The following is a 20,557-nucleotide window of genomic DNA, read 5'->3' on the forward strand; positions in this document are numbered from 1 at the left end:
GATGAAGCTTCTGCTCACTGACTCCGGCATCAGGAACGCGAGCATCAAAGACGCGCTGGTCGACCTCCTGGGCAAGCCGATCGCCGAGTCCAGCGCCCTGTGCGTCCCCACTGCGGGGTACGGGGCCCCCGACGCCGATCCGGGCGGGCCGTGGCGGTTCATCAGCGGGCGATCCCCGAGCCCCATGACCGGACTGGGGTGGGATTCGGTGGGCGTACTGGAACTCACCGCGCTGCCCAGCATCGAGGAAGCGCGCTGGGTCTCCTGGGTGCGGGAGGCCGACGTCCTGCTGGTCAACGGCGGTGACGCGCTGTACCTGGGCCACTGGATGCGGGAGTCCGGCCTGGCCGAACTCCTGCCGTCGCTGCCGGACACGGTCTACGTAGGACTCAGCGCCGGGAGCCAGGTGATGACCCCCCGCGTCGGGCAGGACTTCGTGGGCTGGAAGCCGCCCACCGGCGGTGACGGCACGCTGGGCGTGGTTGATTTTTCGATCTTCCCGCATCTGGATCACCCGGCATGTCCGGCGAACACGATGGCCGCGGCGCAACGATGGGCGGCCGGGATCGGGGGTCCGGCGTACGCGATCGACGAGCAGACCGCCATCAAGGTGGCCGACGGTGTCGTCGACGTGGTCTCGGAAGGGCGCTGGAAATACTTCGGCCCGACCTCATGAGGCGTTCTTCCAGCCAGTGTCCGTAGCGGCGTCCACCATGCGATGCCCGGCATCGCCCATCTGCACAGTCTCGCGCGCCGAGCATGCAGGACCCGCCCTCTTTCGTCCTGGATCAGGTCGAGTTGCCGACGAGCACGGTCGATCAGCACGACCCGGTCGATCAGTACGACCCGGTGGTGGCGCACCGTTCCCACTTCCCCCACGGGCGGACGTGCGACGGGGTGCGTCCGGGGCGGAGCCGGTGCGCTGGGTCGGCAATGCGGGTCACGATCCGCATGTGCTTGCGTTTCTCACCGGGGCCGGGCCGGCGTCGCGGGGCCGACCGCCATGTCACGCGCCGTGCAGGGCCCGCCGCAGCTGGTCGGTGGAGGGTAGCCCGGAAAGCGCGCCGTGTGCGTCCCGGAACAGGCGGCAGGACAAGCTGGTGGGCTGACCGGGCTCGGCGAAAGGGTCGACGCCGTCGACCAGGAGAGTCGGTGAGCCGTGCATGCCCAGCCGCTCGGCCTCGGCGGCGTCGGCCACCACGTGCCAGGCGATGTCGGGGGCGGACCGCCACGCCAGGACCTCGTCGAGGCGTTGGCGCAGCAGCGGTGCGTTCGGGCAGTCGGGGACCGCCAGGACGGTGAGTTCCACGGTGCTCGTCTCCTTCTGTTCCTGTGCGTTCGCCGTCGCTCTCGGGGAGGCCAGGCCCCTGGCGCGGAGCCCGCGCCGCGGCCAGGTGCAGTGGTGGAGTCTCCCGCGGCACGGCGTTTCGCGTCGACCGCGCCGTCTGCGGTCAGGCCGGCGGACGGTGGGTCTCGTACATGCGGGCGGCGACCATGGCGCCCGCGGCGGCGGTGAGGGCGGCGATGGCCCAGATGGCGGTGGTGAGGCCGTAGGCGTCCGCGAGGGCTCCGGCGAGGAGGGCGCCGACGGCGAAGCCGCCGTCGCGCCACAGCCGGTAGACGCCGACGGCGCGGGCGCGCCACGCGGGGTGGGCGATGTCGCCGATGACGGCGAGCAGGGTGGGGTAGACCAGCGCGGTGCCGGCGCCGAGCAGTACCTGCGCCGCGGCCCAGACGGGGAAGGTGGTGCCGACGGCGACCAGGCCGATCGCGGCGGCCTGCAGGAGCATGCCGGCGGTGATGAGGTGCTTGCGGCCGACACGGTCCGACCACCAGCCGGTGAGGACTTGCCCGAGGCCCCACACGGCGGGGTAGAGCGCGGCGAGCAGTCCGATCCTGCCCACGCTCAGGCCGTGGCGGGCGAACAGGAGGGGGAAGACACCCCAGGCGAGGGCGTCGTTGAGGTTGTTGACCATGCCGGCCCAGCTCGCGGAGGACAGGGCCTTGTCGGTGAGGCTGGTCGTACGGGCGATCTGGCCGGTGGTCAGTTCGCCATGGTGGTCGGGGTTGGCGGGTGCGGGGTGCAACGCGGCTTCGGCGCGGGCGTGTTCGCGGGTCTCGCGCACCGCGAGGGCGGACAGGCCCAGTCCGAGGGCGGCGTAGGCGATGCCGAGGAAGAACGGCTGCGGGCGCAGCCCCCAGTGGGCGGCGATGGCACCGGTGGCCATCGCGGTGGCGGCGAGCGCGCCGTAGCCGGCGGCCTCGTTGAAGCCCATCGCGAGCCCGCGACGGGCGGGGCCGACCAGGTCGATCTTCATGATGACGGTGGTGGACCAGGTCAGGCCCTGGTTGACGCCGAGCAGCACGTTCGCGATGACCACCCAGCCCCAGGCGGGGGCCCAGATCAGCAGCAGCGGCACCGGCAGGGCGACGATCCAGCCCGCGATCAGGACGGGCTTTCGCCCGTAGCGGTCGGAGAGGGTGCCCGCGAAGAAGTTCGTGACGGCCTTCGTCGCGCCGAACGCCACGATGTAGGTGAGCGCCGCGGTGTAGGCGGAGAGGTGGAAGGTGCGGTCGGCGAGCAGGGGCAGGACGGTGCGCTCCTGGCCGAGCATGCCGCCGACCAGGGCGTTGACCGCGACGAGGAGGGAGAACTGGGCCAGGTTGGCGCGCAGGCCGAGCCTGATCCCGCCGTGGGTGGGGCCGGTGAGGGAATCGGTGGTGCTCACGAGCCCTCCTCCAGACTGCGGCCGCTGGCCTTGGCCCAGTCGTCGGCACCGCCGGCCAGGACCGCGAGGCCGTGGGTGCCGTGGCGAGCCAGGAGGCTGGCGGCGGTCATCGCGCGCTCGCCGTGCCCGCACATCACCAGCGATCCGTCGGCAGCCGCCTGAGTGTCGCCGGCGAGGTCGCCGAGCTCGCGGTGGGCGGCTGCGGGGACGTGCCCGGCGGCGTACTCGGCGGCCTGGCGGACGTCCAGCACCGGCCGGGTGCCGATCCGATCGGCCGTCACCAGCTCGATCGTCTCGACCGGGCCGCCATCGGCGCGCCAGGCGTCGATGCCGCCGGTGAGCTGTCCGGCCGGCCGGTCGTAGCCGATCTTGGCGGCCTGCCAGGCGAGCTCGGTGGCGTCCTGGCCGGGACCGAGGACGAAGACGAGCGGCACGTCGGGCGGCAGCAGCCAGCCGAGCCAGGTCGCGAACGCCGGCCGCAGCGGGTTGGAGAGGGCGCCGGGGATGTGTCCGGCGGCGAACTCGGCGACCGGCCGGGCGTCGACCAGGTGGGCGCCGTCGGCGAGCAGCGCGCGCACCTGCCGCGGGGTCAGCGGGCCGAGGCCCGGCGTGGCGGTCAGCAGGGCCGGGCCCCGGCGGTTGATCTCGCCGAGGTGGTCGAAGTAGGCGGGGTAGGAGCCGAGCGAGCCGAGCAGCCTGCGGACGAAGGCGTCCTCGTCGGGGGCGGCGAGAAGGTGGTTCGCGGCCTTCTGGGCGCCGATGGTGGTGGTGCGCTCGCTGCCGGGCGGGGCCGAGCAGAACGAGCCCGTGCCGTGGGTCGGCCACACCGCGGTCGCGTCCGGCAGGGCCGTCAGGCGCTTGAGTGAGCGGTACTGGGCGCGGGCGAGGTCCTCGGCGCGGTCCGCGCCCTGGAGATCGGTGCGGGCGGCGGAGCCGACGATCAGCGATCCGCCGGTGAACACGCCCAGCTCCCGGGCGCCGTCCAGGAGCAGCAACGACATGTGCTCGTCGGTGTGACCCGGCGTGGCCACGGCCCGCAGGGCCAGGCCGCCGAGGTCCACTTCGTCGCCGTCGCCGAGCGCGGTGTGCGGGAAGGCGCGGTTCCCGGCGGCCGACGCCAGAACCGTCGCCCCGTCGTCGTGTGCGAGCTGGAGCGCGCCGGTGAGGAAGTCGGCGTGCAGGTGCGTGTCGGCGGCGAACGCCACCCGCAGGCCGCGTTCCGTGGCGGCGGCCCGCAGGGCCCGCAGGTCACGGGGAGCGTCCACCGCCAGGGCGCGTCCGTCGCCGAGGTCCACCAGGTAGGCGCTGTTGCCCAGTCCCTGGTCGACCAGGGGTATCAGGTGTTCGTCGGTGAAGCCCATGACGTTCTCCAGCATCGTGGTGCGGGTGGCACTCCACCCGGGCTACTCATACAATATTCCATGGATTGATGGAGGATGCCATGGGAGATCCCGCGCGCAAGGCCGCCCTGTTCGACGCGCTCGCCACCACCGGCAAGGCGCTGTCCAACGGCAAGCGACTGGAACTGCTCGACCTGCTCGCCCAGGGCGAGCGCAGCGTCGATGCCCTGGCCAGGGCCGCCGGTCTCGGTCTGACCACCGCCTCCGCGCACTTGCAGACCCTCAAGCAGGCCGGACTCGTCACCACCCGCCGCGAGGGAGTGCGCATCCACTACCGGCTCGCCGGCGACGACGTGAGCGCCCTGTACGCGCTGTTGCAGCAGGTCGGCCGCGCGCACCTGGCCGCCACGGAGCAGGCCCGCGCGGCCTACCTCGGCCCCGAGGACACCGAACAGCTCACCCGCGAACAGCTGCTGGAGCGGGTGATGGCGGGCACGGCCACGGTGATCGACGTCCGCCCGGCACAGGAGTACGCCGCGGGTCACATCCCCGGCGCCCTGTCCATCCCGCTCGACGAGCTGGAGGCGCGTCTCGCCGAACTGCCTGCCGACGCGGAGGTCGTCGCCTACTGCCGGGGCACCAACTGCGTCCTCTCCCACGACGCCGTCCGCCTGCTGGCCGCCCGCGGCCGTACCGCGAAGCGGCTGGTGGACGGCATGCTCGAATGGCGCCTCGCCGCCCTCCCGGTCGAAGCCGGCTGCGCGTGACCGCCATCCCCGCCGCCGGCAGCGGGCCGGCCGCCCGCGGGCAGGCCGCCCGCGGGCAGGCCGCCGGCGGACAGGCCCGTCCCCGAGCCGGTCGTTGTGGGCGGGCGGCATGCTGTGCGTGCGGGCGGGCGGCATGCTGTGCGTGATGCTGCTGCCACACCCGCGAAGGCGTCTGCGCAACCGCCGAACGCGCCCCGGTGTTCGGCCGCCGGATCGAGGCGGACGGCGAGCGCGCAGGCCGGCGGGGAGAAGGCGGAGGCCGTCGCACCCGGGCCGCCCCGGCGGCCCACAGCCGGCCGGAAGCCGGTGGCCGGTCAGCCGAGGGTGAGGTAGGCCAGGCTGCCGAGCCCGGCGACGGTGCAGTAGAGCGCGAAGGGGATGAGGGTGCGGTTCTCGAAGTACCTGACCAGGTAGCGGGTCGCGAGGTAGGCCGCGCCGAAGGCGGCGATGCTGCCCACCAGCAGCGGACCACGCAGACCGTCGCCCTCGGGACCGAGCAGCGGAGGCAGCTTGAGCAGGGCTGCGCCGCCGATCACCGGCGTGGCGAGCAGGAACGCGAAGCGGGCGGAGTCCTCGTGGTTCAGGCCGCGGAAGATGCCCGCGCTGATGGTCGAGCCCGACCGGCTGATGCCCGGGAACAGGGCGAGGATCTGCGCCGCGCCGATCCCCACCGCCTGGCGGATGGTCATCCGCGTGACCCGCAGGTCGGACAGTTCCTCCGGTGTCAGGTGCTCCTCGCCCGGCGTGGTGCGGTCGTCGGCCCGCCTGCGGCCCGTGCCACCGCGCCGCAGCTGCTCGGCGACGTAGAGCACGATGCCGTTGAGGGCGAGGAAGATCGCGGTGGGCACGGGGCGGCCGAGCGTCGTGCGGAACAGCTTGTCGAGCGCGAGGCCGGCGACACCGACCGGGATGGTGGCCGTGACGAGCAGCCAGGCGAGGCGCTGATCCACGGTCCTGACGCGCCGTTGCGTGATCGACGTCGACAGCCCGCGGATCACCCTGACCCAGTCCCGCCGGAAGAACACCACCAGCGCCAGCGCCGTGGCCAGGTGCAGCCCGACCAGCTCGTTGAGGTACAGGGAGTCCGCGGCGGAGACGTCGAGGTCGTGCTTCCAGTGGCCGCCCAGCAGGGCCGGTATCAGGATGCTGTGCCCGAGGCTGGAGACCGGGAACAGTTCGGTGACGCCTTGCAGCAGGCCGACGCCTACGGCTTCGGGGTAGGTCAGGACGGACATGGATGGCCTTTGACTCGGAATGCGGTCACGGTGAGGCTTCGGCCACGCCCGCGGCGGGCCCCGCCGCCCAGGAAGCTACTACTTCTCGTAGAACCCGCTCGGGTCGGCGAGAAGTGTTCATCCTGGCTACCTGCAGAGTTCACCGTTGTCGCGGCCATGCCTCTCCGTCACGCATGCCCGTCCGGTTCCTGTGGTGCCGGTCGTCTGCGCCGGAGTGGGCGAGGTGCCCCACCTGGTGGCGCCGCCGCGCAGACCGCCGTCGCCCGCACCGCCGGTCCGGCCGGCGGTGGTGGTGTCGGCCGGATCGGGCCGGGTGTTCCGGATGGCGGCGTGGCAGCGGCGCCGAGCAGCCGTCCGAGGCCGCTGCTGCCCGGCCCTGCTGCCCGGCCGCGTGGCGCCCGCCCTGCTCAGCCCCGCTGTGCCCGCCGTGTGATTCAGGACGGGCTGCCGGCGGACTCGAAGGCCGCCGGCATCTGTTCCAGGGCCGCCTGGTCCGGCCCGACGAAGGGCGCGGCGCACGGGGCATCGGCGAGCATGTCGAGCATGTCGACGGTACGGCCGACGGCCGGTGGCAGATGGGAGCTGAGGATGACCGACGGTTCCATAGTCCGCAGCGGCGCGAGTGTGTCGAGGAACATGGCCGGGTCCACGCTGTGCACCCAGGGGCTGTCCACGGTGGCCCACAGCAGCTGGCCGGTGTGGAGATCGCCGGCGGTGAGTTGGCTGACGTCGTCGCAGACGGCGAGGTCCGCCGTGGGCACCGGGGCGCCGAAGCAGTCGGAACTGAAGCAAGCCCGGGCTCGGTCGTCGTAGCAGCCTATCGTGGCCGGGTTGTCGTACAGCGGTGGGCGGAAGGCGGTCAACTGCCGGTCTCCCACCTCGATCGACTGTCCCGGGTTGAGCAGGTGGACCCGGTTCAGCGGGAGTGGCCGGTCGGTGGACATGATGCCCACACCGAGGAACGTGGTGATGATGCGCGCCCGGGGTGCGGCGCCGAGCAGGTCGAACAGAGCGCCGGTGTGGTCGCGGTCGGGGGGGTGAGCCAGATCCATTCGACGTCGGCCGGGTCGATGGCGGCCGGCGTCTGTTCGTGACGGACAGCCGACATAGAATGGCCTCCGAGGCGTCCCAGGGACGGAGGTGGCATCATGCCCGCCATCCTCTTCGTCAGGATCACATCCGAACTCGATGCGCAGGAGTTCGAGCGGCGCCTGCTCGAGCGGCGTCCCCGCTTCCACGACGTTCCCGGTCTGCTGCAGAAGGTCTACGGCCGTGACAGCGAAACCGGCGATGTGTGCGGCGTCTACTTCTTCGAGAGCCGGGAGGCGCTCGACGCGTTCCGCACGACCGAGCTCGCCCGCACCATCCCTGCCGCGTACGCAGCGGTCGAGGTCCGCGGAGAGGTGTACGACGTGCTCTGTTCACTGCGGACCGACCGGGGGCCCTTCGCCGAGTCCGGTAGCCCGGCGGACACGACGGTGTGAGCCGTCGGCCGGCTCCTCGCGGAAGGTCGGCTCACGCCGGCTCAGTCTTCGGGCATGGGCCAGGTCTCCCAGACCAAGTCCAGGCGCCGGTACGCGTCGTCGAACCAGGCGTCGGCCAATGGAACGGTCACTGTCACCGTCGTCTGGGACATCGAGTGGTCCTTGACCGTGACGTGGCACCGGTCGTCGTTCTCGTCGAGCTCGATGAACAGCCACGGAGCGCGTTCTCCTTCGCGCCAGGCGATGTCCTCGCCCGCGTCGAGCGAGTCCAGGGCCTGCTGCCACTGCCGCAGGTCCTCGGGAGAGATCCAGGTCTTGAGGGCGCCACGGACGAAGGGCGTATCGACCACGAACTCCCCGGCCAGGACATCGGCCTCGAGCGGACCCGTCCGTTCCTGTTCGCCCGTGACCCGGAGGATGACGCTGGTGCCATCCCCCTCCAAGCGGATCAGGTCGATCCGATCCTCAGCCATGACTGCCCCTGCCCACTCGCGCGTGTTGCCGACCGAAGGTTAATCGTCGGCACGGACACAGGGCCGATCGGGGTGGGCAAGAACCGGTTCGTCACCCGTCGCTGTCCAGGCCGGCCGCCGAACGGCAGGTCACCGGCGCGGGCTGACACGCGTCGTCCCTGCGGTTCGCGGAGAACGCTGCCCTTCACCGCGGCGCTTGCGGCGGCGATCGCCTGGCAGGCGGTGACGGCAGAAGAGCCGCTCGCTCAGCAGCAGTTGATGCCGGCATGAGCCCTCTGGCCTCGCGTCGTCGTGACGGCAGGAAACAGCACACCCCGGGGCAGACGCGCGAGCCGGCCGGACCGGCTGTGTGCCGGTGTCGACATCACCGGCCGGATCCGTCACCCCGCTCACTCCTGTGGCGTGAGCAGCACGATCGGGATTTCACGCGTCGTCTTGTGCGCGTACTCGTCGTAGAGGGGGAAGATGCGTGCCATCCGGGGCCACAGAAGCGCACGCTCGGCCGCGGAGGCGACCCGCGCGTGGGCGGTGAACCGGCGAGGGCCCACCTGCACTCCGGCACTCGGGTCGGCCTGGAGGTTTTTGAACCATTCCGGGTCGTCGTCGGCGCCACCCTTGGACGCGACCACGACGAAGTCCTCGCCGTCCGTGCCGTAGATCAGGCACGTGCGGCGTGGAATGCTGGTGCGGCGCCCGGTCGTGGCAACCACGAGCATCTGGACGCCGTTCGACTCGTGCCCCTCGGTTCCGCCCGAAGCCAGGTACGTACGGGTCTGCTCGGCGACCCAGTCCCATTGCGAGTCGGTGGCGCGGTCGAGATCATCAGCGACTGCCATGACGGATGGTCCTTTCTCAGAACGGATCTCAGAACGGATCTCAGAACGGATCTCAGAACGGAGGTCTGGTCTCGTGCATTCCTGCGGGGCGTCTCGTCTCCCCCTTCCCCCGGCACGTCGTGGCCGCTCGTGCTGCTGGGACGGAGCCGGTGAGCAGTTCTCGACACACCGGTACCCGTGATGTGCGTCGCCGCATTCGCCGCATTCGCCGGGGAGCGTGGTGGGTGAACAGGCGGCGGAAGGCTCGCAGTGACGTACCTGCGATGGCCGCGTCGCCCGCCGGCCCCGGCCGCCCGGGCCGCCCCAGCCGTTGAGCGGGAGCGAATCAGGACGTCGCCGGCGCCGCGCACTGGGTGGACGGCGGGCAGAACCAGGCTCGGGCCGTGTCGAGCAACTCTCGCTCGGCGTCGGCTTGGCCCGACTGCGTGCCGTAGGCGACGAGCGCGTACTTCTCGCCGTCCTCGGCCTGGAACCGGTAGTCGATGACGTGGTACGTGACCCCGGCGGCGGGTTCGCCGCTCAGCTCGTCGGCCGTGTACTCGTGCTCGGCCGCCTCACCCCCGGAGGGGTCCGTCACGTCCTGGACGTGGATCTCCCGGTAGCCGTTCAGCTTGCTGTTCGTCTTCTGGGAATCCACCACCGACTGGTGCGCGGTGGCCTCCATGACCTGGAATATCTGGAGCCTGCGGATGCCGTCGGGGCCGCGGTACTCGACGACGTCGATGCCGTACTGCGACGGCTGGCTCTTGCGGGTCCATCCCTCGGGCACGGCGATGCGGAAGCCCTGGGGATCGTCGAGGACCGCGTAGCCCGCCGGGGGAGTGGCCGAGGCCGACGCGGATTGCGCGGGGCCGGCCGTCGTGGAGCCCTCGGAGGCGCCCGGATCGACGGGCGCCTCCTGGGCCGGCGGCCGGTAGGGCCGCGGCTCGTCCTTCCAGCCCAGGGCCCACGCGCCGAAGGACACCCCGCACACCGTGAGGACGACAGCCGTGCGCTGGAGGACGGCCCGCTGGCGCGACAGGTCGAGATACCGCTCGGTGTTGAAGAGCCGTTCACGGCGCGACGCGGACCACTCCTGCCGCTCGGTGTCGAACACTCTCATCTCGCCGTCCCCTGTGTCCTCGTGCCTCTCATCGGAAGTGCTGCGCCCGTCAGCCGAGCAGTTGGGCGACGCCCTGGACGACCGCGGTGGCCGAGGCGATCGCGCCGGCCGCGGCGGCCTGGGAGCCCAGCCAGCCCCGCACTCCGCCCAGCAGCCGGGTGAGCCGGTTCGTGTCGGCCGTGCCGGTGTCCGCGATGTCGGCCTCGGCGTCGGCGAGTTGGCCGTCGAGCGTCTCGTCCTCGGCGCTGCGGTCGGCCACCGGCGGCAGCGCGCCCCGCAACTCGCGGATGGCTGCGAGGAGTTCCGCGTGGCGCGGGTCGGGTCCTGCGCCGGTGGTGTTGTACGACGTCGCCCTGCCGTGGCTGCCGGTTGCGATCGACCCCCCGCTCATCGATCCGATGCTCACGGCGCCGTTGCCGGGCTGCTGCTCCGGGGTGCTCTGTCCGGTGTTCGACATGTGCCGCGTTCCCTCTCTCATGGCGTGTGGTTGGCGTGGGCCGGCGGCGCCGAAGGAGGTGGCGGGTCGTGGTGGGTGGCGCTGCCGTGGCTGCCGGTGGCGACCGCGCCGCCGGACATGTCCTTGATGAACACGCTGCCGCCGCTGAGCTGGTAGACGTGCTGCTCGAACTCCTCGGTGCGGTAGCCGTATGCCTTCAGCGCCTCGCGGACCCCGTTCACGATCCGTTCCTGGATGGTCTTCACATAGCGGGTGCTGTCCATCTTCTGGAACGCCGACAGCCGCTTGTCGCCCGCCAGCACGCGCAGCGAGATCCTCGGGACGTCCGGCTGCGGTTCGCGCTCCGACCAGTTGGTCGCGACGGTGTCGCGCAGGGTGGCGAGGCCACCGAGGCCGGCGTCGACCCCGATGGCGGGGGCGTCCCGCAGCGCGCGCAAGGCACCCCGGGCCCACGTCTCCGGGAGGCGTTTCACCAGGGCGTCGACCGCTCGGAACTCCTTGCGGACGGGACCGAGGACGAACGGCAGCACTTCGAGGACGAGCATGCGGCCCTGGGTGTGGACCCGGACGAGGACGGTGACCACGACCTGTTCGTGCCAGGCACCGACCCGGATCCGCAGGAACACCCGCCGGCCCTCGCCGCCCTCGTCGACGGCCTCCCGCCGGTGGGCGGCGACCTGGGCGGGGTCGTAGACGGACAGACCGTGTCGTCGGCCGGGGCCGCCCTGGGGCGGCGCGGCCGGGTCGGGGACACCACCGATCTCCAGGTCCTCGTCGCGGGCCACTCCGCCCGGGAGGTAGACGAACCGGTCGATCTCCAGGTCCCGCAGCCGATCCCTGCCGCTGCGCGCGGCGGACTCGCGCAGTCCCGTCAACTGCGGTTCGATCATGGCGAGCGCGGCGTCGGCAGTGAGGGGAGTACCGGTCTGGCGCGGCACAGTGCCGCCGGAGGAGCCGAGGCCCGGGGCGTCCTTCTCATCGGGTTGCGGCGTGCGCCTGCGCAGCTCCATCGCGAACGACCAGGGCGTGCCCTGTTCCCCCAGCCCCACGAACGACGGGCTGTCGGGGTCGTACAGGGTCAGCGATGCCTCCTGCTCCCGCTGCACGTCGTCCCGCAGCATCTCGAACAGGGGACCCGGGGGCAGCGCGGGCTGGGTGGCGGTGGGGAAGGTCCAGCGGGTCAGGAGCTCACAGAGGGACTTGCGCTGCCAGGTCTGGTACCACCAGGCGATGAGCGCGATCACGAGCGGGAACAGCAGCGGGTACGGAGTCTGGGCGTGGCCACCGAGCAGTCCGGAGACGTACGAGTACCAGTAGTAGAGGGCGAGGAGCCAGGCGCCGAGGGAGACCATCGTGCCGGCTCCGTCGGCGGCCTTGGCCACCGGGTCGGGCAGTCCCGCCGAACGGGCGGCCGAGCCGCGTCCGCCGACCGTGCGGGCGATCCACAGCGCCAGGGCGACCAGCGCGTAGAAGACCGACCACGGCAGGGGCCTGCCGTCGGTCAGCTGGTCGTCGCCCTGGAAGAACGCGGTGAGCACATCGCCGAAGTGCACCTTCGCGCCGTCGCCCCAGCGGTCGGAGAGCCGGTCCCAGAACATGACCACGTCGGACAGGAAGAACCCCGCCCAGGCGGCGAGCATCAGCAGCGAGGCCCGAGCCTCCTGCGCGGTCACCCGCAGGGCGTGCGAGAGGACCGGCAGGACGTCGATGCCGTTGGGCGGGGCGACCGGCCGTTCGCGGTGGTCGAGTACCTCTTCGATGACCTGCCGCCGGAAGCCTGCGTCCTGGTACACGCCGGCGCACAGCAATCGTGTGGCTTCCGTACGGCTGTAGCGGTGTTCTGGAAGGCTCACGCCAGACACGTCGTTCCCCCGGTGCTCCGTCGTCTCCCCGGCCGGCGGGAGGACGGGTATGACGGTCTGTCACTCCGGCGTCGCGGGATGAGACGGCAAAAGTAGGGGTGATGCGGCCTCCGGCGGACGGCCACGGCCACAACGCGCACCGATGGAATGAAAGACGGCCCAAATCCTGGACCGGGCCCTTCGAGGCTGCTAAGGCCGTACATCCGCTCCGAACTCGCCGTCGCGGCAGGGGAGCGGGCCCCCGCATACCGCTTCCGTGTCAGCCGTTGCCGACCAGGTCGTTGCGGTAGGCGTAGCCCACCGCCTGGGCACGGTCGGCCGCACCGATCTTGGAGAAGATGCGGTTGACATGTGTCTTCACCGTGGCCGGGCTGACCACGAGCCGGGCGCAGATCTCCGGGTTGGACAGACCTTGCGCGATGAGGGCGAGCACCTCGGCCTCCCGCGGAGTCAGTCCGTCCGGAAGCGCCGGCTCGGGCAGGCCGGGTCCCCGTGTCCACGATTCCGTCGCAGGCACGACCTCGCCGGACCGGACGGCCGCGGCGAGGCGGGCCTGGACGACCGGGTCGAGCCAGGTCTGTCCGGCATGAACGGACCGGATGGCCGCCTCCACCTGGTCGTCGTCCGCGTCCTTGGTCAGATAGCCGAGGGCCCCCGCTCTCAGCGCGGGGAAGACGGAGCCGTCGTCGGCGTAAGTCGTCAGCACGAGCACGGCACTGTCCGGCCGTTGTTCTCGCAGCATCCTGGTCGCTTCCACGCCGTCGAGCACCGGCATGCTGAGATCCATCAGGACCACGTCCGGACGGGACTTCAGGGCGATTTCCACCGCTTCGGCGCCGTCACGGGCGGCCCCGGCCACCGTGATTCCGTCCAGCATCCCGATCAGCAGGACGAGTCCCTTGCGGACGACCTGCTGGTCGTCCACCACCAGAACGCTGATCGGCCTGACCGGCCCCGCAGCGTCGCCGTCGGTCATGCCGGAATCTCCATCGTCACTCTCCAGCCGTGTGAGGTGGGCCCCGCGCTCGCGCTGCCGCCCACCTCCCGGAAACGCTCGGCCATGCCGGCCAGCCCCAGGCCGGATCCCTTGACCAGCGGTGACGGCGTCGGTCCGGGGGCGTCGCGCCGGTCCTCGACGGTCAGGACCGTCCGCTCCCGCTCGTAACACAACGTGACGGTGGTGCGCGCGCCGCGGGCGTAGCGAGCGGCATTCGTCAGTGCCTCCTGGGCGCCGCGATACAGCGCGCGGTCCATGGCGGTGGGCACGGACCGACGCGCACCGGTGACGGACAGCGTGACGTCGAGTTCCAGGTCCACCCGGTATCTCTCGACCAGCTCAGCAAGGCGGTCCAGCGAGGGTGACCGGTGTCCGCGCAACGCGCCCACCGCGCGGACCGCGTCGCCCAGCCCCTCCTTCGCGAGTTCTCCCGCCCTGTCCAGCACCTCCTGCAACTCCTCGCCCGTGCGCTCCCGCCGGACCATCCGCCGAGCGGCCTGGATCTGTATGGCGAGTCCGGACAGGGTCTGAGCCAGCACGTCATGCAGGTCCTGCGCGATGCGGGTGCGCTCGGCCAGCGCGACGGCCTCGGCTTCCCCCTCGCGAGCGTCCTCCAATTGTGCGAGCAGGAGTTCGGCGCGCTCCTCGTGGTCGCCGGCCTGCCGCAGGCTGAGCGCCATCAGCGCGAGTACGGCGCAGAACAGCAACTGACTCAGCAGGGTGCCCATGCTGCCGTCCGCCCCCGCGGCCGCTGCCGTCAGCAGACCACTGAGGACGACACCGGCCAGAGCGGCAGCCTGCCGCCGGTTCAGCACGAGGAAGGCGGTCAGCACGGCGACCGACACCGGCAGCACGGACACGGATCCGGACTGCAGCGCCCCCAGAGCGAGGCCGAAGCCGCTGACCAGCAGGCAAAAGGTGACGCAGGGCGTGCGCGCGACGATCCGCCACAAGCCGGCGGCGACGGCGGCCAGAGGAAGGAGGCAGCCGGCGAGTGTCAAGGTGACGCCGAGCGCCACCCCCTGCGATCCAGGTGCCGGCCGGCTGGAGAGGGACTGCAGCGCGATGGCGGCGAGAATGCCCCACAGCACCGGCCCAAGTCGCCTGCCGCGGCGCGCCCGTCGTTCGCGGACACCGTCCAGCACGGCGGCCACCCGCGGGCTGACCGCCGTGGATGCGCTGTCCGGGACGTCGTCCATGTGCTGCAGGATATAGACGCGCCCCATGGCGTGCGTCTTTCCCCTGTCAGCCGCTTCCCGACGGCCGGCAGGGGATGAGGGGTTGCCTCCCGAGCGACGCGCGGACGCCGGAGCCATCGCGTTCAGACTCGTACCGGAGTGGCTGGGGTGCTGAATCGGCGGGCCCTGACACGGATCACGGCGAGTCGGGAAAGGACCTGGGCGAGGGCCATCAGAAGCAGCGCAGCGGTCCAGGCCGCCGCACCCGTGATCAGGTTGTCCCGGCTGAACTGTGCGACGGTCGTCGCGCCGCTGTGCGTGGCCCAGATCTCGAACCCGGCCCGGGAGGCCATGCCCGCCACCCACAGAGCCGCCGCGACGCCCCCTGCCCTGGCCAGAGCGACTCCGTCCGTGTCATGGCGCAGCCGAGTGGCGGCCCCGCAGCCAAGGCCCAAGGCCGCGCCGACGGCCACCCCGACGAGGTCGAGCCGAAGGTCGTTTCCCTCTGTGGGGAACGACGTCAAGTAGTACGCGGCCGCCGCGGCGACGGCCACCACGGGCAGCAGCGCGTTGCGCAGGGTCTGCCGGGTCCCGCGAATCTGCGGAATGACCAGGAGTATCAGTACGGCGGAGATGAGGTAGTCGGTCGTCGTCATGCGCCGATGGTGTCCGGACGGGTCCGAGTCGATCGTCGGCCCGCGAGTTGACCTTCGGGTTGACGGTGCCGTCGACCCACGGGTTGAGGCGGTGGCTCTCCCGTCGTACGCCGGTGCCGTGTCAGCGACACGCACGAGGACCGTGGCGCGTCGTATCGGACGGGGCCCACCAGCCGCCCGCGGGCCGGCGGGCACGACGGCGCAGCCGCCCGGCCGGCGAACGCATCGCCGCCTGAAACGCGCTGGGGCAGACCGGATGGTGCTCGGTGCCGTGCCCGGCGGTTGATCGTTCCGGACGGGGCGGGCTCCGGTGTGTCCGGTCGGCCCCTTGACTCTCAGGTCGCTTGAGATCCCATAGTGACCGGTGTGAACGAGCTCTACTCCATCGGGGACGTCGCCCGCCGCACGGGCCTGAGCGTGAGCGCCATCAGGTTCTACGCCGACGAGGGCGTCGTCACGCCCACCGGCCTCACCGACGGCGGCTTCCGGCGGTACGACGTGCAGGCCATCGCCCGGCTCGAACTGGTGCGCACTCTGCGCGAGCTGGGCGCGGGCCTGGACGACATCCGCCGGATGCTGGCCGCGGAGACCACGCTGCACGACCTGGCCGTCACGCATCTGCGGTTGGCCGAGGACCAGCTGCGGCAGTCCCGGGCGCGCTGTGCCGTGCTGCGGACCATCGTGCGCCAGCACACCACAACGGAACAGGTGAGCCTGATGCACAAGCTCGTGTCGATGTCCGACGACGACCGTGACCGGCTGATCGACCAGTTCTGGGATTTCGTGACCGACGGCCTGGACGTTCATCCCACCTATGTCGAGAGGCTGCACCGCCAGCGGCCGCACCTGCCCGAGGAGCCGTCCACCGAGCAGTTGGAGGCCTGGATCGAAATCGCCGAGATCGTGCAGGACGAGGAGTTCCGTACGGCGCTGCGGGACTTCTACCACCGCGTCTTCGGCACCGCGCAGGGCAAGCTGTTGGCTTCACCGGAGATGATGGCCCGCATCGAGAGGCATCGGCAGCTCCGCCTGGAGGCGCAGGCCTCCCAGCAGGCCGGTGTGCCCGCGGATTCGCCGCAGGCCCGGGACATCGCCGAGCGCGTGGCCGCCGACTCGGCCGAGTTGGTCGCTGCCATGACAGGGAAGTACGACGTCGACGCGGCCCGGCGCGGCATCGTCGAGTTCGACCGGAGCGGCCCGGCAGCGGAGTGGATGGCCACGGCGACCGGCCTGCAGCTGCTGGTCAGATACGTCTCCTTGGTGGCGACGGTCAACGGTACGCCCAAGCCGGACTTCGAGCGGGCGGCGGCGATACGGGAGTGGATGGCCGCCGCCCTGCGCTAGGAGTTCCGCTCGCCGGGAAGGCCGGTGGCCGTACGAGGCTTGTTCGTGTCGCCGACTGCCCGCGCTGGTGGTTCGATCGGCGCCCTGAACGGCGGGGGGTTGTCTCACTCGCCGCGAAATCGAGATCGCCCAAGTGTCAAGTTACAAAGCTTGAAACTTGTCACCAACTCGCCTAGCGTTTCTCGCATGAAGAAGAGAGCACTCGGCGCCGACGTCTGTGCGGGGCGGCCGGGTTCGGCCGTGCAGGCAGGCCGGGGGGACGCCCACATCGAGTGCCTGCTGTTCAGCAGCCGCGCCGGGGACCAGCCGCCGCCCCCGTACCGCGAGCCGGGCCCCGGCCTCACTGCCTACGGGGTCCTCGCGCAAGGAATGCCGACCGGGACACGGCAGCCGTCCGCCGGCCACGCACGGCACCGCGGGCACCTGTCCCGCTCCGGCGCCGGCGACATCAAGACCGCCCTCGCGCCGGTCGAGCGGCTGCGGGAGATCGCCACGGCCCGCGGCGCCACGCCCGCACGGCTCGCGATCGAGCGGGTGCTCGCGCAGGGTCGCGCGCGCCGGGACATCCTCGCGTGCGTCGGAGCCGGCCGGCCGCGTCCTCTCACCAAGGCGGTGGACGCCGCCGGCCTGCGGCTGACCGGGGAAGGTCCGGACACGGTGGAGCAGACCGTCTCGCGCCGGGCCGGCGCCGGAGGACGTCATGCCCCCACCCTGCTCGCGCTCCTGGACGGCGAGCGAACGGGAGGCGAGCGCTGATGCCTGCCCGGCCCCCGCTGGACGCGGACGCCATCCTGGTGGCCACAGAGGACATCCTGCGCCGCCATGGACCGGCCAAGGCGACCGTCGTCGACGTCGCCCGGGCGCTGGGGGTCAGCCACGCCGCCGTCTACAAGCACTTCGCCTCCAAGCAGGCGCTGCGCGAGGCGGTGACCCGGCGCTGGCTCGACCGCAGTCGCGACGTCCTCGCCGTCGTCTCCGCCGACCGCTCGGTCCCGCCGGCGCAACGACTGCGTCGCTGGCTGCACGCCGTCCTGGAGGTGAAGCAGGCCAAGATCCGCGAGGCGCCGGAGCTGTTCGCCGCCTACGGAATCCTCGCGGCCGCGCACAGCAGCGTCGCCACCGACCACGTCGCCGACCTCTTGGATCAGCTGACGGTCATCATCACCGACGGCGCCGCCGACGGCAGCCTCCGCACCGACGACGCGGAGGCCACCGCCCGCGCGGTCTTCCACGCCACCACCAGGTTCCACCACATCGCCCACGCGGCCGAATGGCAGAGCCCCGGCGTCGCAACCGAACTCGACGAGGTGTGCAGCCTGCTGCTCGACGGGCTTCGCGTCCCCGCATCGCCGTGACCGAAAGCCGTGACCGAACGAACCGCGTCGAGCACACGCCGCGACTGATGCCGGCGGTGCGGCCGGCACCGCGCCCCTCACCACCCGGGCCACGACGAATGACCGGGGCGACGACGAACAAGGAGTGACGAACGACCATGGTTCAGGCAATCGGAGTGACACAGCCAGGCGGACCGGATGCTCTCGGCGAGCTTGACCTGGCAGCCGAACCGGTCGGCCCCGGTCAGGTCAGGATCCGGGTCAGCAGTGCCACGGTGAACCCGACCGACGCCATGCTCCGTTCTCGTCCGCGCCGTGACGAGGCGGACTCGGTGCGGGTGCCGGGCATGGAGGTCGCCGGCGTGATCTCCGAAATCGGCCCCGCGGTCGACCGCCCGTTCGCGATCGGGGACGCCGTCATGGCCATCGTGGTGCCCTCGGGGGAGCACGGTGGCTATCGCGCGGACCTGGTCGTGCCGGCACGCTCGGCGGCGAAGGTCCCGGCCGGGCTCTCGGACGTCCAGGCCGCCACCATCCCGATGAACGGGCTCACCGCCCGGCTCGCACTCGACACGCTGGCGCTCCCGGCCGGCGCGACGGTCGCCGTCACCGGCGCCGCCGGCACCGTCGGCGGCTACTTCGTCCAGCTCGCCAAGCAGGCCCGGCTGGTGGTCGTCGCCGACGCCGCCCCGCAGGACGAGGCCTTCGTCCGCGACTGCGGAGCCGACGAGGTCGTGCCGCGGGGAGACGACTTCGTCGCGGCGGTGCGCCGCCGGCACCCCGGCGGCGTCGACGGGTTCCTCGACGCCGCCGTGCTGGAGGCCGCCGTGCTCCCTGCTGTCAAGGACGGCGGCACCGTCGTGACCGTCCGCGGCTACCAGGGCGACGGCAGTGACCGGGTCCGCGTCGTCCCGATCTTCGTCCGCGACTACGTCGAGGCCGCGGCCGAGCTCGACCGGCTCGCCGAACTCGCCGGCGAAGGACGGCTCACCGTCCGCGTGGCCGGCCAACTGCCCGCCGTCCGGGCCGCCGACGCACACCGCTCACTCGCCCAACGCGGCGTCCGCGGAAGGTTCGTCCTGCAGTTCGGGCAGGCACCAGGTCCTCGGGGGTAGCGGCGTCCTGGTCGATGCCTCCGGACATCCCGTCCTCATCGGCATCGAGGGCCTGATGTTCTTCGATGTCGAGTGGGAGCACGTGTTCCTGCAGCTTCGTTTCGGCGACCAGTACCCGGCCCTGTCACGCCCCGGACTCGATTCAGCACGGCTCGATCTCTACATGCTCGCGATGCGTCTCTCCTTGGTGGCCGGCCCCCTGCGCCTCCTCGACGGCGACTTCCCGCACCGCGCGGTGATGCGGGGAATCGCCGAGCACAACGCGAAGGAGGCGCTGGCCCTGCTGGTCCAGTAGCGTCGCGGCCGCGGCATGCGTACCGTTCCTGTCCCGTACCTGCCTCGACGGCCGGCCGCCCTGACAGGCGGCCGGCCGTCAGCGTTCCCGCACGATTACCGGTCGGCCGGTTCGCCGTCGCCCGGCCGGCCGGTGGCGTGGGGGGCGCCGGGGCGGTCGTCAGAACGGCGACAGCGTGAGCGTGAAGCCGGTCGGGTGGGCGTCCTGGACGTACGAGGCGAAGTCCGCGACGTCGTCGAACGCGAAGCCGTAGGCCTTGCCGTCCTTGGTCGCCGCGTGGATCGCCTTCGCGTAGTGGTTGGTCAGGTCGGCCCGGTAGAAGGCGGCGGCGTCGGTGGCGGGCTGGGCGGTGTCGGTGAGGAGTGTCGAGCGGTTGAAGCCCGCTCCCAGGACTGCGGCGACGGGGCCGGTGGTGCCGTCGTTGGGCGCGGCGAGGTTGCCGTCGCAGAAGAGGACGTCGCGGGTCGAGGGCTTGGCGAAGGACACGGAGGCCGGTCCGTCGAAGGTGAACCGCTCACCGCGCACCCGGCCGGTGAACGTCCCGGCGTTGGTGGTGACCTTGAGGTCCTTGCCGGTGTAGGTGCTCCACACCTGGTCGATGTAGGGGGCGAAGTAGTCCTTGGCGAACAGGCCCGCGTCCAGGCCGTGGCCGGGAGCGATGATGCGCGTGTCGTCCACGACCAGCCGCGCGAACTCCTCGACCTGCTTGACGGCGGCGAAGGCGGCGGTGCGTCCGCCGTCGCGCAGGGCGCCCGTCGTCTGGTCCTTGTCACCGGTGAGCCGGATGCTCATGGGCACGCTGAACATGTCGACCATCGTGGTGTTGCAGAACATGCCGGCCGCGTTGTGCGTGAACTCGGCGCAGTCATGCAGGACGCCGTAGTTGGGGTCCGAGGAGACCCACCCGGCCGGGTACTGCAGGGCGGCGTTGCCGTTGCCGTCGGTGACGGCCTTGAACTTGAGCTTCTCGCCGAGCGACACGTAGATGCGGCCCGACATGTAGGGCAGGGACAGCTTCGTGGCGCCGCTGCCCGCCAGGGGGATGGCGTAGTCGGTGAAGCCGTCGGCTCCGTTGTCCGACAGGGCGATGGGGGAGACGGTGCCGTCCGGGGTGAGCCGTACCTGCTTGCCGTCGAGGTTGCCGACGACGTAGAGATGCACGGAGGTGTTGGCGAACGAACCGCTGTTGTTGACGACGGTCACCGGGAGCGAGCCGTTCGCCGAGGACTTGGTCTGGTCCGCGAGGGCGTACGGGGCGATGGCCGCGATCGCCGGGACGCCGACGGCGGCGCCGCCCAGGGCGAACAGCATCTTGCGACGGGTCAGGTTGCGCTGGTGACGGGCTGTCATGCG

At 71.7% G+C, this 20,557-nt stretch carries 21 protein-coding genes and 1 pseudogene; 8 read left to right on the forward strand and 14 right to left on the reverse strand.

The features are described 5' to 3' along the window. Nucleotide 1: 1 nt before the first annotated feature. Nucleotides 2-676 (forward strand): Type 1 glutamine amidotransferase-like domain-containing protein, encoded by a 675-nt coding sequence (locus tag ACJ9NR_RS37860; RefSeq protein ID WP_412492972.1) that lies wholly within the window; start codon nt 2-4, stop codon nt 674-676. 330 nt (nt 677-1,006) lie between these two features. Here ACJ9NR_RS37860 and ACJ9NR_RS37865 read toward each other — a convergent pair whose 3' ends face one another. The 3 genes from ACJ9NR_RS37865 to ACJ9NR_RS37875 all read right to left on the reverse strand — a co-directional run bounded on the left by ACJ9NR_RS37865 (nt 1,007) and on the right by ACJ9NR_RS37875 (nt 4,105). Next, nucleotides 1,007-1,309, reverse strand: coding sequence for a hypothetical protein (locus ACJ9NR_RS37865; protein WP_412492843.1), 303 nt, complete (start codon nt 1,307-1,309; stop codon nt 1,007-1,009). Between the two features lie 142 nt (nt 1,310-1,451). Beyond that, on the reverse strand, nt 1,452-2,729 hold the full coding sequence (locus ACJ9NR_RS37870) for an MFS transporter (RefSeq protein ID WP_412492844.1): 1,278 nt from the start codon (nt 2,727-2,729) through the stop codon (nt 1,452-1,454). Beyond that, the gene (locus tag ACJ9NR_RS37875; RefSeq protein ID WP_412492845.1) at nt 2,726-4,105 is read right to left on the reverse strand and encodes an MBL fold metallo-hydrolase; all 1,380 of its coding nucleotides are present in this window, start codon (nt 4,103-4,105) and stop codon (nt 2,726-2,728) included. The genes ACJ9NR_RS37870 and ACJ9NR_RS37875 overlap by 4 nt, the downstream gene beginning before the upstream one ends. 65 nt (nt 4,106-4,170) lie before the next feature. On the opposite strand from ACJ9NR_RS37875, the gene ACJ9NR_RS37880 reads away from it, so the two are divergent. Then, nucleotides 4,171-4,836 (forward strand): ArsR/SmtB family transcription factor, encoded by a 666-nt coding sequence (locus ACJ9NR_RS37880; protein WP_412492846.1) that lies wholly within the window; start codon nt 4,171-4,173, stop codon nt 4,834-4,836. A 314-nt stretch (nt 4,837-5,150) separates the two neighbouring features. On the opposite strand, the gene ACJ9NR_RS37885 is transcribed toward ACJ9NR_RS37880, so the two are convergent. Both ACJ9NR_RS37885 and ACJ9NR_RS37890 read right to left on the reverse strand, forming a co-directional pair. Further along, complete coding sequence (locus ACJ9NR_RS37885) at nt 5,151-6,071, reverse strand: undecaprenyl-diphosphate phosphatase (protein WP_412492848.1); 921 nt, start codon at nt 6,069-6,071, stop codon at nt 5,151-5,153. A gap of 434 nt (nt 6,072-6,505) precedes the next feature. After that, the gene (locus ACJ9NR_RS37890) at nt 6,506-7,123 is read right to left on the reverse strand and encodes an MBL fold metallo-hydrolase (RefSeq protein WP_412492849.1); all 618 of its coding nucleotides are present in this window, start codon (nt 7,121-7,123) and stop codon (nt 6,506-6,508) included. 96 nt (nt 7,124-7,219) lie between these two features. Here ACJ9NR_RS37890 and ACJ9NR_RS37895 point away from each other — a divergent pair, with 96 nt between their 5' ends. Then, nucleotides 7,220-7,555, forward strand: a complete 336-nt coding sequence (locus ACJ9NR_RS37895; RefSeq protein ID WP_412492850.1) for a YdhR family protein — start codon at nt 7,220-7,222, stop codon at nt 7,553-7,555. Between the two features lie 41 nt (nt 7,556-7,596). Here ACJ9NR_RS37895 and ACJ9NR_RS37900 read toward each other — a convergent pair whose 3' ends face one another. The 8 genes from ACJ9NR_RS37900 to ACJ9NR_RS37935 all read right to left on the reverse strand — a co-directional run bounded on the left by ACJ9NR_RS37900 (nt 7,597) and on the right by ACJ9NR_RS37935 (nt 15,116). Next, nucleotides 7,597-8,028: a DUF5959 family protein gene (locus ACJ9NR_RS37900; protein WP_412492851.1), complete on the reverse strand. Its 432-nt coding sequence runs from the start codon at nt 8,026-8,028 to the stop codon at nt 7,597-7,599. A gap of 389 nt (nt 8,029-8,417) precedes the next feature. Then, entirely contained in the window at nt 8,418-8,864 is a 447-nt protein-coding gene (locus tag ACJ9NR_RS37905; RefSeq protein WP_412492852.1) for a nitroreductase family deazaflavin-dependent oxidoreductase, read from the reverse strand. Between the two features lie 325 nt (nt 8,865-9,189). Beyond that, complete coding sequence (locus ACJ9NR_RS37910) at nt 9,190-9,966, reverse strand: serine/threonine kinase C-terminal domain-containing protein (RefSeq protein WP_412492853.1); 777 nt, start codon at nt 9,964-9,966, stop codon at nt 9,190-9,192. 49 nt (nt 9,967-10,015) lie between these two features. After that, a complete protein-coding gene (locus ACJ9NR_RS37915; RefSeq protein ID WP_412492854.1) occupies nt 10,016-10,423 on the reverse strand; it encodes a hypothetical protein in 408 nt (135 codons plus the stop codon). Between the two features lie 17 nt (nt 10,424-10,440). Further along, nucleotides 10,441-12,276, reverse strand: coding sequence for an AbeC-like domain-containing protein (locus ACJ9NR_RS37920; RefSeq protein ID WP_412492855.1), 1,836 nt, complete (start codon nt 12,274-12,276; stop codon nt 10,441-10,443). Nucleotides 12,277-12,544: 268 nt separating this feature from the next. Continuing rightward, complete coding sequence (locus ACJ9NR_RS37925; RefSeq protein WP_412492856.1) at nt 12,545-13,261, reverse strand: response regulator; 717 nt, start codon at nt 13,259-13,261, stop codon at nt 12,545-12,547. Next, complete coding sequence (locus ACJ9NR_RS37930) at nt 13,258-14,481, reverse strand: sensor histidine kinase (protein ID WP_412492857.1); 1,224 nt, start codon at nt 14,479-14,481, stop codon at nt 13,258-13,260. Before ACJ9NR_RS37930 ends, ACJ9NR_RS37925 begins: the two co-directional genes overlap by 4 nt. 122 nt (nt 14,482-14,603) lie before the next feature. Then, nucleotides 14,604-15,116, reverse strand: a complete 513-nt coding sequence (locus ACJ9NR_RS37935; protein ID WP_412492858.1) for a hypothetical protein — start codon at nt 15,114-15,116, stop codon at nt 14,604-14,606. Nucleotides 15,117-15,482: 366 nt separating this feature from the next. On the opposite strand from ACJ9NR_RS37935, the gene ACJ9NR_RS37940 reads away from it, so the two are divergent. The 5 genes and pseudogenes from ACJ9NR_RS37940 to ACJ9NR_RS37960 form a co-directional block, all read left to right on the forward strand. After that, entirely contained in the window at nt 15,483-16,460 is a 978-nt protein-coding gene (locus ACJ9NR_RS37940; RefSeq protein WP_412492859.1) for a MerR family transcriptional regulator, read from the forward strand. Between the two features lie 186 nt (nt 16,461-16,646). Continuing rightward, complete coding sequence (locus ACJ9NR_RS37945; protein WP_412492860.1) at nt 16,647-17,216, forward strand: hypothetical protein; 570 nt, start codon at nt 16,647-16,649, stop codon at nt 17,214-17,216. Continuing rightward, on the forward strand, nt 17,216-17,815 hold the full coding sequence (locus ACJ9NR_RS37950) for a TetR/AcrR family transcriptional regulator (protein WP_412492861.1): 600 nt from the start codon (nt 17,216-17,218) through the stop codon (nt 17,813-17,815). Before ACJ9NR_RS37945 ends, ACJ9NR_RS37950 begins: the two co-directional genes overlap by 1 nt. Nucleotides 17,816-17,952: 137 nt before the next feature. Then, nucleotides 17,953-18,909 carry an NADP-dependent oxidoreductase gene (locus ACJ9NR_RS37955; protein WP_412492862.1) on the forward strand — a complete coding sequence of 319 codons (957 nt, stop codon included), beginning with the start codon at nt 17,953-17,955 and terminating at the stop codon, nt 18,907-18,909. Beyond that, nucleotides 18,899-19,204: pseudogene (locus ACJ9NR_RS37960) on the forward strand (aminoglycoside phosphotransferase family protein); the annotation flags it as partial. The gene ACJ9NR_RS37955 and the pseudogene ACJ9NR_RS37960, both read left to right, overlap by 11 nt. A 159-nt stretch (nt 19,205-19,363) precedes the next feature. On the opposite strand, the gene ACJ9NR_RS37965 reads toward ACJ9NR_RS37960, so the two are convergent. Next, entirely contained in the window at nt 19,364-20,554 is a 1,191-nt protein-coding gene (locus tag ACJ9NR_RS37965; RefSeq protein WP_412492863.1) for a beta-1,3-glucanase family protein, read from the reverse strand. Nucleotides 20,555-20,557 lie beyond the last annotated feature (3 nt).

Source organism: Streptomyces sediminimaris, assembly GCF_047049295.1.
Taxonomy (GTDB): domain Bacteria; phylum Actinomycetota; class Actinomycetes; order Streptomycetales; family Streptomycetaceae; genus Streptomyces; species Streptomyces sediminimaris.